The sequence below is a fragment of the Paenibacillus septentrionalis genome, from assembly GCF_042659865.1.
In the GTDB taxonomy this organism is placed as follows: Bacteria; Bacillota; Bacilli; order Paenibacillales; family Paenibacillaceae; genus Pristimantibacillus; species Pristimantibacillus septentrionalis.
In genome coordinates this window covers 178,703-200,912 of record NZ_JBHSTE010000001.1, presented here as the reverse complement: position 1 = coordinate 200,912, position 22,210 = coordinate 178,703, and the positions used below count along the sequence as shown (strand labels likewise).

The window sequence follows — 22,210 nt, the reverse complement described above, 5'->3', positions numbered from 1 at the left end:
ATTGTCTTTCTATACGAACAAGTCTTACAAGGGGATGAATGAATTGAATAAGCAAAAAGTTACAGTCATTGGTGCAGGATTGGCGGGGAGTGAAGCTGCCTGGCAAATTGCCAAGCAGGGCGTTGAGGTTGTACTTTACGAGATGAGACCAGTGAAAAAAACGCCTGCACATCACACCAGCCAGTTTGCAGAGCTTGTGTGCAGCAATAGCTTGCGCGCCAATGGCCTAACGAATGCAGTAGGAGTACTTAAAGAAGAAATGCGCATGCTGGATTCGATTATTATGAGCTGTGCGGATCAACATGCGGTACCAGCTGGAGGCGCATTGGCAGTAGATCGTGAAGGGTTCTCTGGTGAAGTGACTGCACGCTTGCATCAGCATCCGTTAATCGAGGTTCGCAATGAAGAAGTAACGGAGATTCCAAAAGATGGAATCGTTGTCATTGCAACAGGTCCGTTGACAGCTGAGTCGTTGTCGAAGGAGATTCAAGCATTGCTGGGAGAGGAATATTTCTATTTCTATGATGCAGCTGCACCAATAATCGAAAAAGATTCTATTGATATGAACAAGGTGTATCTGGCTTCTCGTTACGATAAGGGAGAGGCGGCTTATCTGAATTGTCCGATGACGGAAGAGGAATTCAACGCTTTCTATGAAGCGCTTATTACTGCAGAAGTCGCGCAATTGAAAGAATTCGAAAAAGAAGTATATTTTGAAGGCTGCATGCCGATTGAAGTAATGGCAGCAAGAGGCAGACAAACGGTACTATTTGGACCGATGAAGCCTGTTGGTCTTGTTAATCCTCATACAGGAAAACTGCCTTATGCGGTTATTCAGCTCAGACAGGATAATGCAGCAGGTACGCTGTACAATATGGTCGGATTCCAAACTCATTTGAAATGGGGAGAGCAAAAGCGAGTGTTTCAGATGATTCCAGGTCTTGAAAATGCGGAGTTTGTTCGCTATGGGGTCATGCACCGAAACACATTTATCAATTCACCAAGCTTGCTTAAGGCGACCTACCAAACGAAAAAGCGTGAAAACCTGTTTTTTGCTGGTCAGATGACAGGCGTAGAGGGCTATGTGGAATCCGCAGCTTCTGGATTAATAGCAGGAATTAATGCTGCCAAGCTGGCAAAAGGAGAGGAGCTTGTAGAGCTTCCGCAGCAAACTGCGCTTGGCAGCATGGCCAACTATATTACTACAGCAGATTTCAAACATTTTCAGCCAATGAATGCAAACTTCGGTCTTTTTCCTCCTCTTGAGAATAAAATTCGAAATAAGAAGGAAAAAAATGAAGCTATCGCTAATCGTGCGTTGGAGCATATTCAGCAATTCAAGCAACAAATTCTGTAATTTGCGTTCAAGATGGAGTTCACTCAGATAGCCAATATGGAATAAGGAGGAATCATAATGGAAATGCAATTTCACGCCACTACAATATGTGCGGTTCGACATAATGGCAAAGGTGCAATAGCTGGTGATGGTCAGGTTACTTTTGGCAACTCAATGGTCATGAAGGGGACAGCAAAAAAAGTGCGTCGTCTGTATCGCGGACATGTTGTCGCTGGCTTCGCTGGCTCAGTCGCTGATGCGATTACGTTGTTTGAGAAGTTCGAAGCAAAGCTTGAGGAGCATCACGGCAACTTGCAGCGTGCAGCGGTGGAGCTTGCCAAGGACTGGAGATCTGATCGCGTGCTGAGGAAGCTTGAAGCGATGATGATTGTTATGGACAAAACAGGCATGCTGCTTATTTCAGGAAACGGTGAAATTATCGAACCTGACGATGATGTCATTGCAATCGGTTCAGGCGGCAGCTTTGCACTGGCAGCAGCTCGTGCATTGAAGCGCCACACTACTGATATTGAAGCGAAGGATATGGCTCGTGGCGCATTGGAAATTGCGGCTGAAATTTGCGTATATACAAATCACAATATTATTGTGGAAGAGATCTAAACTAGAAGCGGAGGCGATAGGATATGAATAATAAGGCTCTTACGCCGCGCGAAATTGTCGCGGAGCTGGATAACTATATCGTTGGTCAAAAAGATGCTAAGCGCTCTGTTGCAGTAGCGCTTCGTAATCGTTATCGCAGAAGCATACTTGATGAAGGCTTGCGTGATGAGATCGTTCCAAAAAATATATTAATGATTGGACCTACTGGCGTCGGTAAAACAGAAATTGCACGCCGCTTGGCAAAGCTTGTCAAGGCTCCTTTTGTCAAAGTAGAAGCAACGAAATTTACGGAAGTCGGTTATGTAGGCCGCGATGTTGAGTCAATGGTGCGTGACTTGGTAGAGACGGCAATCCGTATGGTGAAATCAGAAAAGGTTGTATTCGTTCAAGATGAGGCTGAAAAGCTGGCAAATGAGCGAATTGTCGATTTGCTTGCACCTGCCGCTTCCAAGCAGAAGTCGAACAAAAATCCGTTTGAGATGCTGTTTGGCAACATGCAGGGAGAGCAAGAGGAAGAGAAGGATTCAACGATTGATCAAGGTCTTTCTGAGCGTCGTGCCAAGGTTAGAGAAGACTTGGCAGCAGGTAGGCTGGAAAATGAAAAGGTGCAAATCGAGGTTGAGGACAATATGCCGTCCATGATGGATATGCTGGCAGGCGGTCAAGGCATGGATAGCATGGGCATGAATATGCAGGATCTATTAGGCTCTTTAATGCCGAAAAAACCTAGAAAACGCAACTTGCCTGTTAAGGAAGCGAGAAAGGTGCTTATCCAGCAGGAAGCGAATAAGCTGATTGATATGGATGAAGTAATCGCAGAGTCTGTCATTCGTGCTGAACAAAGCGGAATTATCTTCATCGATGAAATTGATAAAATTGCAGCTCCTTCTCGCGGCTCAGGACCGGACGTATCGCGCGAGGGTGTTCAGAGGGATATATTACCAATAGTAGAGGGTTCGACGATTATGACGAAGTATGGGCCCGTTAAAACGGATTATATCCTCTTTGTTGCGGCTGGAGCCTTTCATATTGCTAAACCATCTGATCTCATTCCAGAGCTTCAAGGACGTTTCCCGATTCGGGTTGAGCTGACATCACTTTCCGAGGAAGATTTTGTACGAATTTTAACGGAACCGCAAAACGCCTTAACGAAGCAGTACACAGCACTTTTGGAAACAGAAGGCATCAAAATTGATTTTTCTGAGGATGCGATTAAGGAGCTGGCTTCGATTGCAGCAGATGTGAATCGCAATATGGAAAACATCGGAGCAAGACGTCTGCATACAATTCTTGAGAAATTGCTTGAGGATTTATCCTTTGAAGCACCGGAATTAACGCTGGAGCAGATGACAATCACGCCTGAGTATGTGAGAGCAAAGCTTGGCGGTATTGCCAAAGATCGCGACTTGAGTCAATATATTTTATAGCAGCAACAGTTTTTAGGAGGCACTTCTTAATGAGTCTATTAAGTAAAACACGTACATTGAACCGGCTTCTTCAGCGCGCCGCGGGAAAACCGGTTAGTTTTAGGGAAATGGCTGAAGTATTAAGCTCTACGATTCAGGCGAATGTTTTTGTTGTTAGCCGTCGTGGAAAAATACTGGGATGCGCTGCGCTTGACGTTCACGCTCATGATTTTCTGCGTTCCTTGCGTACAGAGGAATTGCGTTTTTCCAATGAAATGAATAACGTAATGCTGGACATTGATGAAACAAATACCAATGTCTCTTCCCCTGTAATGGAATCAGACATTCTTCACAGATTAGGCGATACGGAAATTATGACTATAGTACCAATAATTGGCGGCGGGGATCGGTTGGGCACATTGTTGCTGACTCGGCATTTTGGTAGCTTGACAGAAGAGGATCTAGTGCTAGCGGAGTATGGTAGTACAATTGTTGGTATGGAGATTTTAAGGGAACGAAGCGAGGAGGTTGAACAGGAGGCCAGAAGCCGTGCTGTTGTATCGGTCGCAATCGGTTCTTTGTCGTATAGCGAGCTAGAGGCAGTAGAGCACATTTTCGAAGAATTGGAAGGGAAGGAAGGCCTACTTGTTGCTTCGAAAATTGCAGATCGTGTTGGCATCACTCGCTCCGTAATCGTTAATGCGCTGCGTAAATTGGAAAGTGCTGGAGTGATCGAAACCAGATCGCTGGGAATGAAAGGGACGTACATTAAAATCTTGAATCATCAGTTGCTTCAGGAGCTTGAAAAGAACAAACAGTAGTAGAAAAATGTAAAATCAAATATTAGTTAAAAAGCCCTAACTCATTTGGAAGTTAGGGCTTTTTTCTTATTGTATATTTTTAGGAAATTAAAGATGATATAAGTGTATGTTTCGACTTTTTATTATATTTTTTTAATGTTCTTGTATAAAAATAGAGGATTTTGCGGTTTCATGTTGAATAAATCTTCCTAGTGAGGAAGAATGAAAGTGGTGAATTTAGTGAAAATTGTCAACAACGCTTCTTTCCAACGAATGGAATCTGCACTGTATGCTGCAGAATCCAGACAGCGTGTCATTTCCAATAACATCGCGAACGCTGAAACCCCTAACTTCAAGCGGTCGGAGCTCGTTTTCGAGGATCTGATAGCAAAACATCTGGATAATAACGCCGAAACAATCAGTGGAAAACGGACTCATGAGAAGCATATTCCAATTGGAAAAGGGAATTTACGACTACCTACTGCACAGTTGGTAACAGATCATTCGACATCAATGAACAATACGACCAACAACAATGTCGATTTGGATGCAGAAATGGCACTACTAGCCAAAAACCAGTTGAATTACAATTTTTATGTCCAACAATTGAACCATGACTTTACGATGATGAGAATTGCAATTACAGGAGCTAAGTAGTACAGGAGGTAATCATACGTGAAAATTACGAATGGGTTTGATATTAGTGCTTCTGCGCTAACCGCAAATAGAATGCGAATGGATGTTATTTCCTCGAATATTGCGAACGCAGAGACGACTAGAGCAGACTATGTGAATGGGGAATATGTCCCATATAAACGAAAAATGGTCGTTATGAATTCAAATGAACAATCATTCTCTACTCTGTTCAATCATGCATTGAATGGTAAAGATGCAACCAATAAGTTCAAGGGAGTAAATGTGACGAAAATCGTCGAAGACGCTTCGCCGACAAAGCTGGTATATAATCCTTCACATCCAGATGCGAACGAAGATGGGTATGTTCACATGCCTAATGTCGACATAGCGACTGAAATGGTCGACATGATTGCCGCGGTTCGAGCTTATGAATCTAATGTGACTGCATTAAATGCTACAAAGTCAATGTTTATGAAGGCTCTTGAATTAGGGAAATAAACAGTTATAGAGAGGATTGAGTGGATTAATGATTGAGCCAATTTCTACAAATGCCATTAATGCTTTGAAAACGATCCAGCCTACCAACAATGCCAGCCAAAAAACAACAGCAGAGATCACGAAGTCATTTGGAGCGTATTTGAATGATGCATTGAGCAATGTGGCTGCGCAGGAAGCTGAAGTTCATAAAAAGAATGATTTATACTTAGCGGGTCAAGTGGATGCTACTGAAGTATTGATTGCAGCAAATCAATCTCAATTAAGTTTGCAACTAACCTCGGAGATTCGCAATAAAGTGGTCGCAGCGTATCAAGAAATAATGAGGATTCAAATTTAAGCTGCTTGCATAGAACGCGGATGAGGTGAAGACGTGAACGAAAGAGTCGCCCAATTTGTAAATAAAGTGAAAACCAGATTTCAGCAAATGGGGAACAAACAAAAAATCTGGCTAGGCGCATCAATTATTGGCTTAATTGTTGCAATTGTATTAGCGACAGTTATATTTACACGTACGGAATATGAAGTTGCATTCAAAAACTTGGATGCGACAGATTCTGCTGCAGTTATCAACTACCTGGACTCGTCAGCGATTCCCTACAAGTTGAATGCAACAGGTACCCAAATCTCTATTCCTTCAAAGGATGCAGCGAAAGTGCAGATTGCTGTTGGTTCCCAAGGTTTAATTCAGAACGGCTCACTAGGCTTTGCTGAAACGTTTGGGATTGGAGCAAGCTCGCTCGGAACAACTGAGAATGAATTTAATGTGAAATTACAAAGTGCAACAAATGGTGAAGTGCAAAAGTTGCTAAATAACTTAAATGGCGTTGAAAGCTCCAAAGTGCTGGTCACCAAGCCTGAGGAAAGTGTGTTTTTAACGACTAATGATATGAGCAAGTCTTCGGCTGCTGTTGTATTGACTTTTACGCCTGGTTATCGTCCAACTCAAAAGGATATTGATGGATATTATAATTTGATCAGAGCAGCTGTTGGTGACATTGATATTCAGGATATTACGATTTCCAGCCAACAGCTAGGCGAATTAATCTCTTCAGAAACAAGCAACCTGCTAAGCGGCGGAACGAATGTTATCGAGACGCAATTTAATATTCAACGAAAATATGAGCAGGAAATTAAAACACAAATTCAGCAATACTTAAGTCAAATCTATGGTGTTGACAAAATCGTTGTTAGTATTTCAAGCAGCTTGAACTTTGATAAGAAATCAAGTCAGGAAAGCCTGGTGCTGCCGCTTGAAAACAACAATAATAATGGAATTATTATTAGTGAACAGCTCGACTCCAGCTCTAGCACAAGCACAGATTCAGCAGGCGGTGTGGTAGGCACTGGAGAAACGGATATTCCAACGTATCAAACGGGTACAAGCGGTGGAGAAAACGCTTCAGAGAGCAATACAACCATCCGCAACTACGATGTCAATCGTATTAATAACATTATCGAATCACAAGCATATGTGGTCAAAGACCTATCCATTAGTGTTGGATTTGAAGCTGAAGAATTAGCAAGTGAAGCTGACCAAGCCGCTATCACAAGTTATTTATCCAGCTTTGTTAGAAGTCAATTGGCTAACTCTGGTCAAGATTTAACAAGTGATGATATTGTTCAGCAAAAAGTAACGCTCATCGCTCGAAACTTTGATGCAGAAACGACTGCTACGGAAGAAGGCGGATTCTCAACAGCCTGGATAATTGGATTGTCTGCGTTGGCATTGGCAGCCATTATCGCATTAATTATTGTGTTGCTTAGACGTCGTAGAGCAGCTGAAGTTGAAGATGTTGTCGTCGAGGATATTCCTGAACGACCAGTTTATGAAACGATGGATTTTGACAGTCTGCAAAATGACAGTCAAGCTCGTAAAAATCTTGAACAACTTGCCAAACGCAAACCTGACGAGTTCGTCAACTTGCTACGTACCTGGCTAGTAGATGAATAGAGGTGCTGTAATTGTCTAAAATGGCTCAAGGATTATCGGGACGTCAAAAGGCAGCGATCTTATTGATCACGTTAGGCCCTGAGGTTTCTGCACAAATATTTAAGCATTTGCGTGACGACGAAATCGAGCAGTTAACGCTTGAAATCGCAAACGTTCGTAAAGTTGACAGTACTGATCGTGATTTCATTCTGCAAGAATTTCATCAAATATGTATGGCTCAAGAGTATATCTCTCAGGGTGGTATTGCATATGCCAAGGAAATTCTAGATAAGGCGCTCGGTGAAGACAAGGCAAAAGAGGTTATAACCCGCTTAACTGCAACGCTGCAGGTTAGACCTTTTGATTTTGCACGTAAAGCAGACCCTGCACAAATTCTTAACTTTTTGCAAAATGAAAATACGCAAACGATCGCGCTTGTTCTCTCTTATTTACAGGCTGAACAGGCTGCTACGATCCTTTCGTCACTGCCTCAGGACAAGCAAGCGGATGTTGCTAAGCGCATTGCGTTGATGGACAGCACGTCACCAGAGGTCATTACTCAGATTGAAACGATTCTGGAACAGAAGCTATCATCAACTGTGACACAGGATTATACAAATGCAGGCGGCATCGATTCAATCGTACAGATTTTGAACGGTGTCGACCGCGGAACAGAAAGAACAATTTTGGATGCATTGGAAATCCAAGATCCAGAGCTTGCTGAAGATATTAAAAAGCGTATGTTTGTCTTTGAAGATATTGTCAACATTGATAATCGTTCGATTCAACGCATTATTCGTGATGTTGAAAATGCTGATTTGCAGCTTGCACTTAAAGTGTCCAGTGAAGAAGTTCGTGAAGCAATCTTCCGCAATATGTCCAAGCGAATGTCGGAAACGTTCCAGGAAGAAATGGATTTTATGGGCCCAGTACGCTTACGGGATGTAGAAGAAGCTCAGACACGTATCGTTGCTATTATTAGACGACTAGAAGAGTCTGGTGAAATCATCATCGCACGTGGCGGAGGAGATGATATTATTGTCTAATTTGATCAAATCCTCACATGTTATGACGCTAGAGGAACTTAAAAAGTTGCGCTTGAATCATCAATATATGCCACAACAACCAAATCCTTCCCACCTTGATTTCGAGGAGCAGGAAATTGAACAGCCGGATGAGGCGACTATTTCCTTAAAGGAGCAAATTATTGCAGATGCCATGGCTGCAGCTGAAGCCCGCATCAAAGATGCTGCCGATGAATGCGAAAGAATGCTGCAGGAAGCGCAGCAGCAAATTGATGTGTGGTGGCTGGAGAAGCGCAACGAGGATGAAGAGATAAAAGCAAGAGTTGAGCAAGAAGGCTATCAGTCTGGATATCAGCATGGGATAGAAGAGGCAAGAGCAGAGGTCCAAAAGGAATGGGAGCAGAATCTCTCGGAAGCCTCAGTTATTCTGAAGGAAGCTTATCGTACGAGGGAACAGATCATACAGGAAGCAGAGCCTTTCATTATAGAGCTGAGTTGCTCGATCGCCGAGAAGGTTATCGATAAGCAGCTTTCGCTCGAGCCAGCCATGGTGCTGGATATCATTACTCGGACACTTGCACGTCGTAGAGAGCAGGGCGAAATTACATTATGTGTGTCGCCTGCTTCCTTATCCTTCGTTCAGGCCGCACGTGAAGAGCTGAATGCAACCATCGATTCACAGGCCGAGCTGGTTATTATACCAGATACATCTGTAAAGGATCACGGGTGTGTGATTCGCTCTAAGTTTGGTAGTATCGATGCGAGAATCGACACTCAGTTATCTGAAATTAAGCGAGAGTTGCTCGTTATTGCTCATCAAAGCGTAGAAGAAAGAGGTCAGGCCAATGACCAAGCTTAATTTGGAATTGGACAAATATCGGGATCATCTAAAAAACATCGATCCGGTGCGCATAAATGGCAAAGTAACTCAAGTTATTGGATTAACCGTTGAGTCTCAAGGTCCTGATGCCAGTATAGGCGATCTCTGTTATATCTATCCAACTAAATCTTCTAAGCCCCTAAAGGCTGAGGTAGTTGGATTTCGAGAAAATAAAGTAATATTGATGCCGCTGGGTGATCTTCATGCGATAAGTCCTGGCTGTGATGTAGTAGGAACAGGAAAGCCGCTCACCGTACAAGTAGGCTCAGAGCTGCTAGGAAAAGTATTGGATGGTCTAGGCAATCCGCTTGATGGAAGTTATTTGCCGAGTCGCATGCCCAGCTACTCTACACATCACGCACCGAACAATCCATTAGCGCGTCCGCGAGTATTGAATCCTTTGGGGACGGGCGTGAAGGCGATTGACGGATTGCTTACAGTCGGTCGAGGACAGCGTGTCGGGATTTTTGCAGGTTCAGGTGTTGGTAAAAGTACGCTGCTTGGGATGATTGCGCGTAATACTACCGCAGATGTTAACGTCATTGCACTCATTGGAGAACGTGGGCGTGAGGTGCTTGAGTTCATTGAAAAGGATCTTGGGCCAGAGGGATTAGCACGATCGGTTGTTATCGTAGCGACCTCAGACCAGCCTGCTCTTATACGAATGAAAGGCGCAATGATTGCGACTTCTATTGCAGAATATTTTCGAGATCGCGGCTTGAATGTCATGCTGATGATGGATTCCGTGACACGTTATGCCATGGCGATGCGCGAAGTTGGACTAGCGATCGGTGAGCCTCCTGCTACAAGGGGGTATACGCCTTCAGTATTTGCAGCACTTCCAAAGCTGCTGGAACGAGCTGGTACTGGGAAAAAAGGCTCCATAACAGCCTTTTATACCGTGCTAGTGGACGGCGATGATATGAATGAGCCGATCGCAGACGCTGTTCGAGGCATACTTGACGGACATATTGTATTAAGTCGTGCGCTTGCACATAAGGGGCATTATCCAGCGATTGACGTTCTCTCATCTGTAAGTCGCGTCATGAATGAAATTGTAAGTCGAGAGCAATTGGATGCTGCTAATGAGCTTAAACGATTGCTTGCGATTTACAGGGATTCTGAAGACTTGATCAATATCGGCGCCTATCAGCATGGCTCCAATCAAAACATCGATATGGCCATACAATATATTGATATCATTCATTCATTTGCGAAACAAAGAACGAATGAAAAAGTAACATTAGAAGAAGCACAACAGCAACTGATTGCGAATTTTAGTAGGAGTTGATTAGTTCATGGCGGCTTTCAAATACACCTTTCAAAAGATTGTAGATTTGAAGGAAAGCGAGAAAACTCATGCTGAATGGCTGTTGTCTGATGCAGTTGGCGAGCTGAATCGCGAAAAGGAACAGCTAATCGAGCTGAAGAGACAGCAAGAAGAATGGCAAGATAAGCTTGAGCAATCTGTTCTGGAAGCTACACCATTGTCAGAGGTTGTTGTAATTAATCAGTATATCGAATATTTCGCTCAAATGATTAAAAGCAAGCTGCGGGATATTCAGAAGGCTGAACATAAGGTAGCGCTTAGAAGAGATGAACTAGCCTCGAAGATGAAGGAAGAAAAGGTTTGGCATAAGGCTAAGGAGCATGCTTTTACAAAATTCCAAACGAGTATGCTGCTTAAGGAACAAAATGAATTGGACGAGATGGCCACCATCCGTTTTATGTCACCTACCCCATAAGTGATCATCGTGCAAGGGAGTGAATGGATTTGGCAGCCACGGAGGAAGAGAAAGAAGGAAGCAGTTTTGTTGAGAAAGCTGCTTTGATCGCAACACCGGTGTTGTTTGTAATTGTGCTGCTTGGACTATTTCTCAATTTTTCTGGTGTGGATATAAAAAATAAAGCACTTGAAATTGGACAAGGCATCCCTGGTGTTCGCAATATATTGCCTGAACCAAGTACCAGCGCCTTGAGTTCTGATGAACAGATTCGTACGGAGAAGTTCAGTGAACGCATTGTTGAATTGGAAACGCAACTTGCAGCTCTGCAAAATGAGCTTAACGCTGCTACTACCAAAACACTTGAGCAGGAAGAGTTGATTGCGACGCTTCAAGAACAGACCAATTCACCTCAGACTCAAGCTCAGGCAGCTGTGGGCAACTCGCTGACGGATGAGGAATACACAGCACGTATTCAGGAGCTTGCCAGCATGTTCGCGAGAATGACGCCAAGTAAAGCGGCACCGATCGTTCAAAGTATGACCATTGAAGAAATGGCGCTTATTTTTAGTCAGATGCGTGCGGACGACCGTGTACGTATTATGGAAAAAATGACGCCGCAAGTTGCTGCCGATGTAACGCTTCGCTTAAAGGACAGTGAAACAGCAAAGGATATGGAAATTGCAGCATTGCAGGCACAAGTGGATAAGCTTCAGACAGCGGCTGGTTCTGGCACAGCAACGAGTCAAGTAAGCGATGCGGATTTAGCCGCAACGTTTTCATCTATGGAGCCGGCAGCAGCAGCAGACATGTTAATGAAGATGATGGATATTAGCTCAAGCAAAGTGCTTCGCATCCTGAAGGTGACCGGAAGTGCCGCACGCTCTGCGATCTTGGAGGAAATGTCCGCCCTCAATCAAAACACAACAGCGCTGCTTGTAACAAGACTGATGGAAGATTAGTTGTTGCAGGTTTTATGAAAGGAGGTGAAAAAATGGATGTGATGAATCTGTTGACAGGTGGTGCACTCGTTGGCAACCCCGCTCAAATTGCAGCTTCTAACTCAACTGCTGTAGATGGTGCTGCTTTTCAGAAGCAACTGCAGTTCAGTCTGGCGGGCAATGAGCAAGCGGAAGCAGAAAAAGAAGCTAATGCAAGTCAGCTGTTTGCTTTTATTGCTCCTGAATTAACCGGATCTAAAGGCTCTGTATCAGCAGGCCCCATAACTGCTGAACAATTAAATGCACTGCTGGAGAAGCTGTTGGATCAGCTTGAAGAACTGGATCAGCTGGAACTCGGAGGCGAGCATCTGGAAGTGATTGATTCGCTTCTACAGCAAATACAGGCATTGATTGCTGTAATTTCATTAAACAGTGATACATCGAGAATGACAGCTGATGATGCAATTAGCAATACGAATCAAGATGCCAAGATCGAAATGGTTGTTAAGCTTCAAGATCAATTGCTAGTCCTTCAACAAGCTTTGCAGTCTGGAGCAAGCAAGGTATTAAATGGGCAATCAGTAGAACAGCTTGTTGCAGATCAACTGCAGGTTGTACAGGATAAAGTAACGGTCTTGCTGCAAGATGCTAAGATGAAGCAGTCTGCTGCAGTACATAATGACACGCTTGAAGCTACTGAATCAGGAACTACTGCATTTGTCGCAAAGGATCAAAAAGCAGCAGCCTCTGAACAAATCTCTCATTTGCAGCGTTTAAGCCAGGAAGCCTCTTATGCACAGGCGGCTAAACCGACTGCTGGTGCAAATGCTTCAGTAAGCGCACAAACTGCAGGAGAAGACAGCATGGAGCTTTCTGCTTCTGTGTTAACCTCGCAAGCAGATGGCGAGCAGGAAACACAGCCGCAAGTTACCAGCAAAGCAAGCGAAGCAATTACAGCTTCAACTGGAACACAAGCAGACGATATGATCCAGCCCACGACACCGGTAGCGTTGCTGCGAGCTGATCAAGTACGCGACTTGCTTCCGCAGCTTGTTAGAACGGATGGGACTTTGTCCAGCGCTTTCGTATTAGCTGATGAATTTGCCGATACGATGGAGGGATTGATTGTTCATCGTTTTAACGTTTCAGAGCTTAATGGCGTGACAGAAGCTAGATTAATGCTTACGCCAGAAAATTTGGGTCATGTTGATGTGAAAATTTCGATGCAAAACGGTGTTTTGACAGCAATGTTCCAAACCGAAACCGCAATGGCAAAGGATGCTCTTGAAAATCAAATGCTTCAGCTTCGCGCTTCATTGGCAGCACAAGGAATTACTGTTGAAAAAATTGAAGTATCGCATAGCGAATTCGCTTCGCAGCTGAATCAGCAGCAAAAACAAGGATCTCAAGGCAATCATGGCCAGGATGGCAGCTCGAATCGCGGAAACAGAGAAGAGCGATTTGAAGATGAATTAATTCTAAACACGGCAAGTCAGGAGCTTGGCTTTGGACGAGCGGTTAACGAAACGATATAGCTTCTGATAAAGAGAAGAGTGGAGGTGACAAAATGTCGAGTTATTATCCTACTGTTGTATGGCCTAACTACAGTACATCGAATGTACAGAAGGCTGCTACCAAGTCAACGGCACTTGGCAAAGACCAATTTTTGAATCTATTGGTTGCGCAATTGAAAAATCAGGACCCGCTATCTCCAATGGATAATACCCAATATATCGCTCAAATGGCGCAGTTCTCCTCAGTTGAGCAATTAATGAATATGTCAGAAGAAATTTCAATGCTGCGATTAAACATGGGAACAGCATCTAGTCTAATCGGGAAAACAGTCACATGGAACGAGTATGACTCCGCAGGGAAAGTTGTTCAGAAAAGCGGAATTGTGGATTCTATTATTTCACAGGATGGACATTTGTTCGTTGAAGTTGGCGGCAATAAGGTTGGCCTCGATTACATTGGGCAAATTTCAGTGACAGCTCCAGCTGACAATTCACCTGATGTGGGCGACGATGACAATGAGCAATCGGATGGTAGTGAATCATCTCCTGGTGAAGAGGTGAATCAGGATGAATGATGGCATTAAAATTGGACAGCTTTACCCGATGCAAGTAAACCCGAATGCATTCAAGCGTAGCACTCCAGGCGTTCATAACCAATCAGCAGCTGGCAAAAATAGCTTCTCGGATGCATTAGATCGCGAGCTACTAAAATTCAGTCATCACGCAGAGGTAAGAATGGCGCAAAGAGGCATTACCTTGCCGCAGGAAAGCATTCATCAAATTAGTGAAGCAGTTGATTCAGCAGCACAAAAGGGAGCGAAAGATTCCTTGATCGTGCTCGGAGATATTGCCATGATTGTCAACGTTCCAACGAGAACCGTTGTAACTGCGCTTGACGGCGGACAAATGCAAAGTAATGTGTTTACAAAAATTGACAGTGCAATCATTTTGAAATAGGCTGGACCTAACAGGAGGCCTACTGCTGCTGACCGACTGATGCAGCAAGAGATTGTAATTATTAGGAGGATGAATCATGCTAAGATCAATGTATTCTGGAGTTTCTGGTATGAAAGGATTTCAAGTCAAACTTGATGTAATTGGTAATAACATTGCCAATGTTAACACAATCGGCTTTAAGTCTGGCCGAGTCATGTTCTCGGACATTCTTAGCCAAACGATTAGTGGTGTTACAGCTCCTGAAGAGGGTGTTAGCGGTGGTGTGAATGCTAAGCAAGTAGGTCTTGGTGTTAATATTTCCTCTATTGATACAGTGCATACGGCTGGTAGTGCAATGTCTACAAATGAACCAACAGACTTACGTATCAATGGTGACGGGTTTTTCGTTCTATCTGCTGGGGATGGTGCGGAGCTTGTTCTATCGCGTGCTGGTAACTTTAGGATCGATGCGAACCGTCAGCTAGTGAATGGCGATGGACTATTCGTGCTCGACGTAGGTGAGGCTCCAATCGTGATAGATGAGGAGATTACAGGATTCAGTATCTCTCAAGACGGTATGATTATAGGTGTAACCGCTGATGGACCAGTAGAGGTTGCGCAAATCGGGGTTGCCCGTGTCGTAAACCCAGCCGGTCTTGAAAAGCTTGGTGGTAACCTTTACCGTATGACTGTCAATGCCAATCCAGATGGAGAAATTGAAATTTTGGCGCCAAATGATCCTGAGACAGGAACTGGCGGCATTATTGCCGGGCAGCTTGAAATGTCCAATGTTGATCTTACAAGTGAATTTACTGAAATGATTGTTGCGCAGCGTGGATTCCAGGCAAACTCAAGAATCATTACAACTTCTGATGAAGTTCTGCAGGAAGTTGTAAACCTGAAACGATAAGTAAAATAGGGTAGCAGGGAGATCGCTATGATCTCCCTCTAAATTAGGAGGGTGCATATGATTACTGTAACGCGTTTGAATGGACAGTCTGTTACAATTAACGCGCTGCTAATAGAATTGGTAGAAGAAGCAGCTGATACGGTCATTACGCTTACAACAGGTAATAAACTTGTAGTAAAAGAAACAACTGCAGAAATCGTTGCGCTAAATCAGCAATATCTTCGAACAATAGGCCTAGTTGCTGCGGCCCAAAAGAGTGAATAGTTAAAGGAGCCTTCGCGATGAAAAAGATGCTGCCATGGTTGATTACAATTTTGCTCTCTATTGCACTCATTGCTGTAGTAGGGGTGGTTGCGTACAAAACATTATTTGACGATGAGAACTCAGCTGCTGCTGAAAACAAACCGGTCGAGGTCGAAGTACTAAGCGCCGACAAGCGTGTTGAAGTAACCTCCACATTGACGGAATTCCGTAGAAACTTGAAGGATACTAAAGATCTTGTAATTATTAACTTCGCCTTTCAATTAGATAGTAAGAAGGCAAAAGAAAGCTTTGATAAAATTTTAGAAATTGAAATAAAACCTATTATTAGCCGTACTCTTGCTGACATGACTGCAGAGGAGTTAAATGGCTCAGCAGGTGAAGATCAGCTTGAAGCCAAGCTGTTGAACTTAATTAATCCGATTTTGCCTACTGGAAAGCTTGTAAAAGTTGAGATTACTGATTTTATGATTACAAGAATTTAGCTTCTAGCGAATTCCTCTAAGGAGGTGAGAGACATGGTAGATGTATTATCTCAAAATGAGATTGATGCGCTGCTTGCAGCGTTGTCATCGGGTGAGATGGATGCAGAAGATTTGAAAAAAGAGGAAACTACGAAAAAAATAAGCGTCTATGACTTTAAACGTGCTGTGCGCTTTTCCAAAGATCATATTCGCAGCTTGACTAGAATCCATGAAAATTTTGCGCGTTATTTAACAACTTATTTTTCTGCGCAGCTTCGAACGTTTGTACAAATCAACGTCGTTGACGTAGAGCAATTGCCTTATGATGAGTTTATTCGTTCAATTCCGAAAATGACGATTCTTAATATCTTTGAAGCAGAGCCTCTCGAAGGACGTATGGTGCTAGAAGTTAATCCAAACGTTGCTTATGCCATGTTGGATCGCTTGCTTGGTGGTCCAGGGACCGCGCCTTCGAAGATGAATGCTCTTACTGAAATTGAAACAATCGTAATGGAAAAAGTATTTGCCAGAGCATTCGATAGTTTGCAGGAAGCGTGGAAAACGGTCATCGATATTACGCCTAAGCTTGAAGGGCTGGAGACTAATCCGCAATTTATGCAAATTGTATCTCCAAATGAAACGATTGCGTTAATTTCTTTTAGTACAAAAATCGGGGATACAACTGGGATGATTAACTTATGTATACCTCATGTTGTACTAGAACCAATTATGCCAAGACTGTCTGTACATCATTGGTTTGTTTCTCAAAAGAAAGAGCGCATACCAGAGGAAGTTGAAATTCTTGAGCATCGTGTGAAAAAGACAAAGCTTCCGATAATTGCAGAGCTAGGTGAAGCAACTATTACCATTCAAGAATTTTTAGGCCTGGCTCAAGGTGATGTATTGACGCTAAACAAATCAGTAGATGAAGGACTTAAGATAAAAGTAGGGGAAAAACTTAAATTTATTGGAAGTCCAGGATCAATTAGAGATCGTGTTGCGATCCAAATTGATGAGATTGTAAACGAAGGAGCGGAAGAAGACTATGACGAGTAAAGATTATTTGTCTCAAGAGGAAATCGATGCATTGCTTCGTCAATCCTCCGGTGACCCTGAGCCTAGTGATTCAGCTCCGGCTGAAGAAGAAACCGAGGTGCTGGAAGACTATTTGTCAATAATGGAACAGGATGCACTGGGAGAAATAGGTAATATTACATTCGGAAGCGCAGCGACTGCTCTGTCAACATTGCTAGGCAAAAAAGTAGACATCACAACACCTTCCGTATCCTTAGTCAGAAAAAGCGAGCTTGGCGATGTGTTTCCGAAGCCGCATGTAGCGGTTAGCGTTGAGTACGTGGACGGGTTTGAAGGCATCAATTCTCTTGTTATCCGTACGAAGGATGCTCAGGTTATCGCTGACCTTATGTTGGGTGGAGAAGGGCAAATAACGGAACAAGAATTGAACGAGATTCATATTTCGGCAGTTCAAGAAGCGATGAATCAAATGATGGGTTCTTCAGCAACGTCAATGTCTACGATTTTTAACCGTCTAGTAAACATCTCTCCTCCTGGAATAAATATTTTAGATGTGACTAGTGGTGACGGTGTTGATCATCTTCCTCCTGAAGATGTCATGATAAAAATTTCATTCCATCTACGAATCGGAGATTTAATTGATTCTACCATTATGCAGCTGCTTCCAATTTCATTTGCAAGACAAATGGTAGCAACCTTAATGGGAACAGACACTGAGCCTTTAGCACCAGCTGCTGTCGAAGCTCCACCAGCACCCGCGGCACCAGCGCCACAAGCTGCACCGCCTGTAGCACCAGCTGTACAACCGCAGTACGAAGCACCGCAGCAACCAGCTGCACAACAGCCGTTTGCACAGCAACAGCCTGCTCCGCAACACTATGCACCACAGCAGGATGCATACGCGCAACCAATGATGAATACTGAGATGCCGAATCAAGCGATGGGGATGAATCGCAATGTAAATGTTCAACCCGTGCAGTTCGCTTCGTTCAATCCAGGACCATATACCCAAACAGATGGGACAAATCTAAATTTACTACTCGACATACCCTTAAAGGTCACTGTAGAATTAGGAAGGACCCAAAAGCAAATCAAAGACATACTAGAGCTTTCGCAAGGCTCTATCATTGAGTTAGATAAGCTGGCAGGTGAACCGGTAGATATTCTTGTCAATAACAAGCTTATTGCCAAAGGTGAGGTTGTCGTTATTGATGAGAACTTTGGTGTTCGTGTTACAGATATCGTAAGTCAATGGGACAGAATTCAAAAACTACAATAAAGCAATTCTAGGAGGAAGAAAAATGGCTAATCGTATTCTAATTGTTGATGATGCTGCATTTATGCGAATGATGATTCGAGATATTTTAAGCAAGAACGGCTATGAGGTAGTAGGAGAGGCACCAGATGGAGCACAAGCGGTTGAAAAGTTTAAAGAACTAAAGCCAGACCTTATAACGATGGATATTACGATGCCAGAAATGGATGGTATTTCAGCATTGAAAGAAATCCGTAAAATCGATCCAAACGCGAAAGTAATCATGTGTTCTGCGATGGGGCAGCAAGCAATGGTAATTGATGCGATTCAAGCAGGAGCAAAAGACTTTATTGTTAAGCCTTTCCAGGCGGACCGTGTTATTGAAGCAATTAAGAAAACGTTAGGTTAGTGAGAAGGCTGATGATGCGAACATTAGCTCTAAAAATCGCAAGTAGTAGTAGTTTATTAATTTCACTTCCAGGCATCGCTGTTGCTGCATCCAGTAACAGCGGTCAGGCAAGTGATCTTTCTATCGATGGGTCTCCAGGAATACAAACGAATCTTGTTTTTGATGTAATAAAAGTTTTTGTTGCATTAGCAGTTGTGATTGCGTTGTTATTAGTAACGATAAAATGGCTGTCCAAACGGAATCGTGCGTGGGGTAATCAGCGCGGGATGCGTTCGCTTGGTGGAATTAGCTTAGGTCAAAGCAGTTCGATGCAGGTCATAGAAGTTGCTGATCGGATTTATTTTGTTGGAGTTGGGGATACGGTAACCTTGCTTGACAAGGAAGAGAATCCGGAAAAAGTTTCACAGATCATTGCTTCTCTTGAACTGAGTGAGCAGTCAAATATGAGTTTTGCTACATTAAAGGACTTTTTGTCATCTCGTAAAAAGCGAAATGATCAGCATGCTGCTGAAACTGAAGCTGACGGAATGTGGAATGAACCTCGTACATTTGAAGATTTGCTGCAAACAAAGCTGGATAAACAAGCTGAGCGAAAGCAAGAGCTTGAGTCCTTGTTAAAAGATAATAAATAATGAATGGTTGATGGACAATGAAAAAAAAGTGGATGCTTATCGTACCATTTCTTTTAGTGATGCTTCTCGTAATGGTACCATACGCTCACGCTGAACCGCTTCCTGATATCTCCATTAACATTGGCAATGAAGATGGTGGGGCTTCAGGTACAAGCACACTATCGATATTATTGCTTATTACAGTACTTAGTGTTGCACCAGCGATTTTGGTGCTTATGACGAGTTTCACTCGAATTGTCATTGTACTGGGCTTTGTCAAAACATCAATGGGTACGAATACCATTCCACCAGCACAAGTGCTAGTTGGACTAGCGATGTTTTTAACTTTCTTTATTATGGCGCCGACGTTTAGTGAAATTAATCAAACTGCGCTTCAGCCATATATTCAAGGAGAGATCACACAAGAGGAAGCCTTTGAAGAAGCGTCGAAGCCGATCAAGAAGTTTATGTTTAACCATACGCGTGAAAAGGACTTGCTTCTGTTCATGAACTACACAGGAGAAGAAAGACCTGCTTCGTATGAAGATATACCGATAACGACGCTAATTCCAGCCTTTGCAATAAGTGAATTGAAAACGGCATTTCAAATGGGTTTCATGATTTTTATCCCGTTTTTAATTATCGATATGATTGTTGCAAGTACTTTAATGGCAATGGGAATGATGATGCTTCCGCCAATTATGATCTCACTACCGTTTAAAATATTGTTGTTCATACTTGTGGATGGCTGGTATCTCATTGTGCGATCGTTACTACTAAGCTTTAACCCTTAAAGCTAGTTCAGGAGGGGAAAACATTGAGTGCAGATTTCATAATCGGGATGGCCGGACAAGCTGTTTTTACCGTCCTAAAGGCGGCAGCGCCTATGCTTGTGCTTGCACTGGTGACAGGTTTAGTAGTGAGTGTGTTCCAGGCGACAACCCAAATTCAAGAGCAGACGCTTGCGTTTGTTCCAAAAATCGTAGCAGTATTGCTGGCTGTTATTATTTTTGGGCCATGGATTCTTAATACGGTTGTTGACTTCACGTATACGATATTCAGTAATTTGCATCAATATATCGGTTAGGCTGTGAATTCGATGACAACAGATGTATTTTTAGAAGCACTTCCTATTTTTTTGCTCATATTTTGTCGAGTAACAGCTTTTTTCGTCGTAGCACCGATATTCAACCACAGCAATGTTCCGGCGATGTTTAAGATTGGACTCGGCTTTTTTATTTCCTTGCTTATTTTTTCGATGCATGGAACCAATCAAGCGCTAATCATGGATGCACAATATATGCTGCTTATTATTAGAGAAGTATTAATTGGAATCATGTTCGGCTTTGTTGTGTATTTGTTTTTCGCTACAATGCAAACGGCTGGTGGTCTTATTGATATGCAAATTGGATTCGCGATGGCAAATATCGTAGACCCAGTATCCGGTGTATCCATTCCTTTGCTAGGTAATTTCAAATACTTGCTTATGCTCGTCGTATTTCTTATGATGAACGGTCATCATTTCCTGCTTATCGGTTTGATGGATAGCTATTTGTATATGCCGATTGAAAATGAATGGTTTTCAAGAATGGCAGATGGAAGTCTAGCCCAATTTATAACCAATGCAGTCATATCCAGTCTAGTAATCGGGATACAGGTAGCATTACCGATGGTTGTAGCGATGTTTATTACGGACGTAGGACTCGGTTTTCTAGCTAAAACAGCACCTCAATTCAACGTTTTCGTTATTGGGTTTCCAGTAAAAATTATGCTTGGCTTATTTTTACTAGTGCTGTTGATGCCAGGAATGGCAATCATTTTTGAGAAGATCTTCTCTGTTATGTTTAATACGCTGGAGCAAATGCTCGGCGTCGTGCAAGGTCCGCCTGCATAGAATGGAGGCAAATGTGTGCATAAGTATCGTTTAGTTGTCGATCTGCAGCTGTTCAATCAAGAGAAAACTGAAAAAGCGACACCGAAAAAAAAGCAGGAATCTAGGAATAAAGGACAAGTCGCAAAGTCGCAGGAGCTTCCAGCTGCCCTGATTCTAATGCTATCCTTTGCATCCTTCCTGTTGCTTGGTGATTATTACAAAACTCATTTTAATAGTCTATTTACAGATATTTTTGAAAATTGGCTTACAATGGAAGTGACAATTACAAATTTAGGTGACTTTTTCATTAATGTCATGCTGCAATGCCTGCTTGTTATTGCGCCGATAATGGCCATCGTCGTTATCACTGGGATTGTTGGAAATGTGGCGCAGTTTGGATTTCTCTTAACGAATGAAACATTAAAGGTTCAGTTGAAAAAACTGAATCCAATTGAAGGATTTAAGCGCATTTTTTCGATGCGAAGCCTGGTTGAATTTTTGAAAAGCCTGTTAAAGGTAACGATTATTGCAGTTGTCGTTTATACCCTTATAAAGGGAGAATGGCAGACGATAACGAGTCTTGGACTTCAGTCTATTGAAGCAGGTGTAGCGTATTTGGCTTCACTTGTTATACGTATGGGGATAACGACTGCGGCAATTTTGCTTGTACTGGCTGTATTTGATTTTATTTATCAAAAATATGAGCACGCAAAAAGCATTCGAATGTCAAAGCAGGATATTAAAGACGAACATAAAAAAACCGAAGGTGATCCGTTAATTAAACGGAAAATTCGTGAAAAGCAGCTAAGAATGGCAATATCTCGCATGATGCAGGAAGTTCCTAATGCAGACGTCGTTATAACGAACCCGACACATTTTGCCGTCGCCTTGAAATACGATGCTACCAATATGGAGGCACCGATAGTAGTGGCGAAAGGGATGGACCATCTTGCATTGCGAATTAAAGAGGTTGCCAAAGAGCATGATGTCATAACTATGGAAAATAAGCCGCTGGCACGTGCGCTGTACAGTCAAGCCGAAATCGGTGATTCGATACCTGCTGATTTATTCCAGGCTGTAGCAGAGGTGCTGGCCTATGTATATAAGATTAAAGGTAGAAAGCATGCTAAAAAATAAGTGAGGGA

General features: G+C 42.9%; 27 protein-coding genes. All 27 read left to right on the top strand.

Translation table 11 applies throughout. The features are described from left to right. Positions 1 to 34 precede the first annotated feature (34 nt). The 27 genes from trmFO (at position 35) to flhB (ending at position 22,202) form a co-directional block, all read left to right on the top strand. Positions 35 to 1,357, top strand: coding sequence for an FADH(2)-oxidizing methylenetetrahydrofolate--tRNA-(uracil(54)-C(5))-methyltransferase TrmFO (trmFO, locus tag ACFP56_RS00970; protein WP_379231726.1), 1,323 nt, complete (start codon positions 35 to 37; stop codon positions 1,355 to 1,357). 57 nt (positions 1,358 to 1,414) lie between these two features. After that, positions 1,415 to 1,957 (top strand): ATP-dependent protease subunit HslV, encoded by a 543-nt coding sequence (gene hslV, locus ACFP56_RS00965; RefSeq protein WP_379230137.1) that lies wholly within the window; start codon positions 1,415 to 1,417, stop codon positions 1,955 to 1,957. Between the two features lie 23 nt (positions 1,958 to 1,980). Beyond that, positions 1,981 to 3,384, top strand: a complete 1,404-nt coding sequence (gene hslU, locus ACFP56_RS00960; protein WP_379230135.1) for an ATP-dependent protease ATPase subunit HslU — start codon at positions 1,981 to 1,983, stop codon at positions 3,382 to 3,384. Between the two features lie 29 nt (positions 3,385 to 3,413). Continuing rightward, a complete protein-coding gene (gene codY, locus ACFP56_RS00955; RefSeq protein ID WP_379230132.1) occupies positions 3,414 to 4,184 on the top strand; it encodes a GTP-sensing pleiotropic transcriptional regulator CodY in 771 nt (256 codons plus the stop codon). Between the two features lie 207 nt (positions 4,185 to 4,391). Further along, positions 4,392 to 4,820, top strand: coding sequence for a flagellar basal body rod protein FlgB (flgB, locus tag ACFP56_RS00950; RefSeq protein ID WP_379230130.1), 429 nt, complete (start codon positions 4,392 to 4,394; stop codon positions 4,818 to 4,820). 18 nt (positions 4,821 to 4,838) lie between these two features. Next, positions 4,839 to 5,297, top strand: a complete 459-nt coding sequence (gene flgC, locus ACFP56_RS00945; protein WP_379230127.1) for a flagellar basal body rod protein FlgC — start codon at positions 4,839 to 4,841, stop codon at positions 5,295 to 5,297. A gap of 28 nt (positions 5,298 to 5,325) precedes the next feature. Next, positions 5,326 to 5,634 carry a flagellar hook-basal body complex protein FliE gene (gene fliE / locus ACFP56_RS00940; RefSeq protein ID WP_379230125.1) on the top strand — a complete coding sequence of 103 codons (309 nt, stop codon included), beginning with the start codon at positions 5,326 to 5,328 and terminating at the stop codon, positions 5,632 to 5,634. Positions 5,635 to 5,667: 33 nt separating this feature from the next. Beyond that, positions 5,668 to 7,248, top strand: coding sequence for a flagellar basal-body MS-ring/collar protein FliF (gene fliF, locus ACFP56_RS00935; protein ID WP_379230122.1), 1,581 nt, complete (start codon positions 5,668 to 5,670; stop codon positions 7,246 to 7,248). A gap of 20 nt (positions 7,249 to 7,268) precedes the next feature. Next, positions 7,269 to 8,273 carry a flagellar motor switch protein FliG gene (gene fliG, locus ACFP56_RS00930; protein WP_379231724.1) on the top strand — a complete coding sequence of 335 codons (1,005 nt, stop codon included), beginning with the start codon at positions 7,269 to 7,271 and terminating at the stop codon, positions 8,271 to 8,273. Continuing rightward, the gene (locus ACFP56_RS00925; RefSeq protein WP_379230120.1) at positions 8,266 to 9,111 is read left to right on the top strand and encodes a FliH/SctL family protein; all 846 of its coding nucleotides are present in this window, start codon (positions 8,266 to 8,268) and stop codon (positions 9,109 to 9,111) included. The genes fliG and ACFP56_RS00925 overlap by 8 nt, the downstream gene beginning before the upstream one ends. Then, a complete protein-coding gene (fliI, locus tag ACFP56_RS00920; RefSeq protein WP_379230118.1) occupies positions 9,098 to 10,423 on the top strand; it encodes a flagellar protein export ATPase FliI in 1,326 nt (441 codons plus the stop codon). Before ACFP56_RS00925 ends, fliI begins: the two co-directional genes overlap by 14 nt. 7 nt (positions 10,424 to 10,430) lie before the next feature. Continuing rightward, on the top strand, positions 10,431 to 10,877 hold the full coding sequence (gene fliJ, locus ACFP56_RS00915; RefSeq protein ID WP_379230115.1) for a flagellar export protein FliJ: 447 nt from the start codon (positions 10,431 to 10,433) through the stop codon (positions 10,875 to 10,877). A 29-nt stretch (positions 10,878 to 10,906) separates the two neighbouring features. After that, positions 10,907 to 11,818, top strand: a complete 912-nt coding sequence (locus ACFP56_RS00910; RefSeq protein WP_379230113.1) for a MotE family protein — start codon at positions 10,907 to 10,909, stop codon at positions 11,816 to 11,818. A 32-nt stretch (positions 11,819 to 11,850) separates the two neighbouring features. Further along, positions 11,851 to 13,332, top strand: coding sequence for a flagellar hook-length control protein FliK (locus tag ACFP56_RS00905; RefSeq protein ID WP_379230111.1), 1,482 nt, complete (start codon positions 11,851 to 11,853; stop codon positions 13,330 to 13,332). Between the two features lie 32 nt (positions 13,333 to 13,364). Beyond that, the gene (locus ACFP56_RS00900; RefSeq protein WP_379230109.1) at positions 13,365 to 13,886 is read left to right on the top strand and encodes a flagellar hook capping FlgD N-terminal domain-containing protein; all 522 of its coding nucleotides are present in this window, start codon (positions 13,365 to 13,367) and stop codon (positions 13,884 to 13,886) included. Next, complete coding sequence (locus ACFP56_RS00895) at positions 13,879 to 14,268, top strand: TIGR02530 family flagellar biosynthesis protein (protein ID WP_379230107.1); 390 nt, start codon at positions 13,879 to 13,881, stop codon at positions 14,266 to 14,268. Before ACFP56_RS00900 ends, ACFP56_RS00895 begins: the two co-directional genes overlap by 8 nt. Positions 14,269 to 14,344: 76 nt before the next feature. Further along, complete coding sequence (gene flgG, locus ACFP56_RS00890) at positions 14,345 to 15,157, top strand: flagellar basal body rod protein FlgG (protein WP_379230105.1); 813 nt, start codon at positions 14,345 to 14,347, stop codon at positions 15,155 to 15,157. Between the two features lie 57 nt (positions 15,158 to 15,214). Then, positions 15,215 to 15,421 (top strand): flagellar FlbD family protein, encoded by a 207-nt coding sequence (locus ACFP56_RS00885; protein WP_379230103.1) that lies wholly within the window; start codon positions 15,215 to 15,217, stop codon positions 15,419 to 15,421. Between the two features lie 17 nt (positions 15,422 to 15,438). Continuing rightward, complete coding sequence (locus tag ACFP56_RS00880) at positions 15,439 to 15,903, top strand: flagellar basal body-associated FliL family protein (RefSeq protein WP_379230101.1); 465 nt, start codon at positions 15,439 to 15,441, stop codon at positions 15,901 to 15,903. A gap of 33 nt (positions 15,904 to 15,936) precedes the next feature. Beyond that, positions 15,937 to 16,938 carry a flagellar motor switch protein FliM gene (gene fliM / locus ACFP56_RS00875; RefSeq protein WP_379230099.1) on the top strand — a complete coding sequence of 334 codons (1,002 nt, stop codon included), beginning with the start codon at positions 15,937 to 15,939 and terminating at the stop codon, positions 16,936 to 16,938. Beyond that, positions 16,928 to 18,196 carry a flagellar motor switch phosphatase FliY gene (fliY, locus tag ACFP56_RS00870; protein ID WP_379230097.1) on the top strand — a complete coding sequence of 423 codons (1,269 nt, stop codon included), beginning with the start codon at positions 16,928 to 16,930 and terminating at the stop codon, positions 18,194 to 18,196. Before fliM ends, fliY begins: the two co-directional genes overlap by 11 nt. 22 nt (positions 18,197 to 18,218) lie before the next feature. Further along, positions 18,219 to 18,581: a response regulator gene (locus ACFP56_RS00865; protein ID WP_379230095.1), complete on the top strand. Its 363-nt coding sequence runs from the start codon at positions 18,219 to 18,221 to the stop codon at positions 18,579 to 18,581. 14 nt (positions 18,582 to 18,595) lie between these two features. Beyond that, positions 18,596 to 19,213, top strand: coding sequence for a flagellar biosynthetic protein FliO (locus ACFP56_RS00860; protein WP_379230093.1), 618 nt, complete (start codon positions 18,596 to 18,598; stop codon positions 19,211 to 19,213). Between the two features lie 17 nt (positions 19,214 to 19,230). Then, the gene (fliP, locus tag ACFP56_RS00855; protein WP_379230091.1) at positions 19,231 to 19,986 is read left to right on the top strand and encodes a flagellar type III secretion system pore protein FliP; all 756 of its coding nucleotides are present in this window, start codon (positions 19,231 to 19,233) and stop codon (positions 19,984 to 19,986) included. A 23-nt stretch (positions 19,987 to 20,009) separates the two neighbouring features. Beyond that, positions 20,010 to 20,279 (top strand): flagellar biosynthesis protein FliQ, encoded by a 270-nt coding sequence (gene fliQ / locus ACFP56_RS00850; RefSeq protein WP_379230088.1) that lies wholly within the window; start codon positions 20,010 to 20,012, stop codon positions 20,277 to 20,279. 12 nt (positions 20,280 to 20,291) lie between these two features. Beyond that, the gene (gene fliR, locus ACFP56_RS00845; protein WP_379230086.1) at positions 20,292 to 21,086 is read left to right on the top strand and encodes a flagellar biosynthetic protein FliR; all 795 of its coding nucleotides are present in this window, start codon (positions 20,292 to 20,294) and stop codon (positions 21,084 to 21,086) included. 15 nt (positions 21,087 to 21,101) lie between these two features. After that, positions 21,102 to 22,202: a flagellar biosynthesis protein FlhB gene (flhB, locus tag ACFP56_RS00840; protein WP_379230084.1), complete on the top strand. Its 1,101-nt coding sequence runs from the start codon at positions 21,102 to 21,104 to the stop codon at positions 22,200 to 22,202. Positions 22,203 to 22,210: the final 8 nt, after the last annotated feature.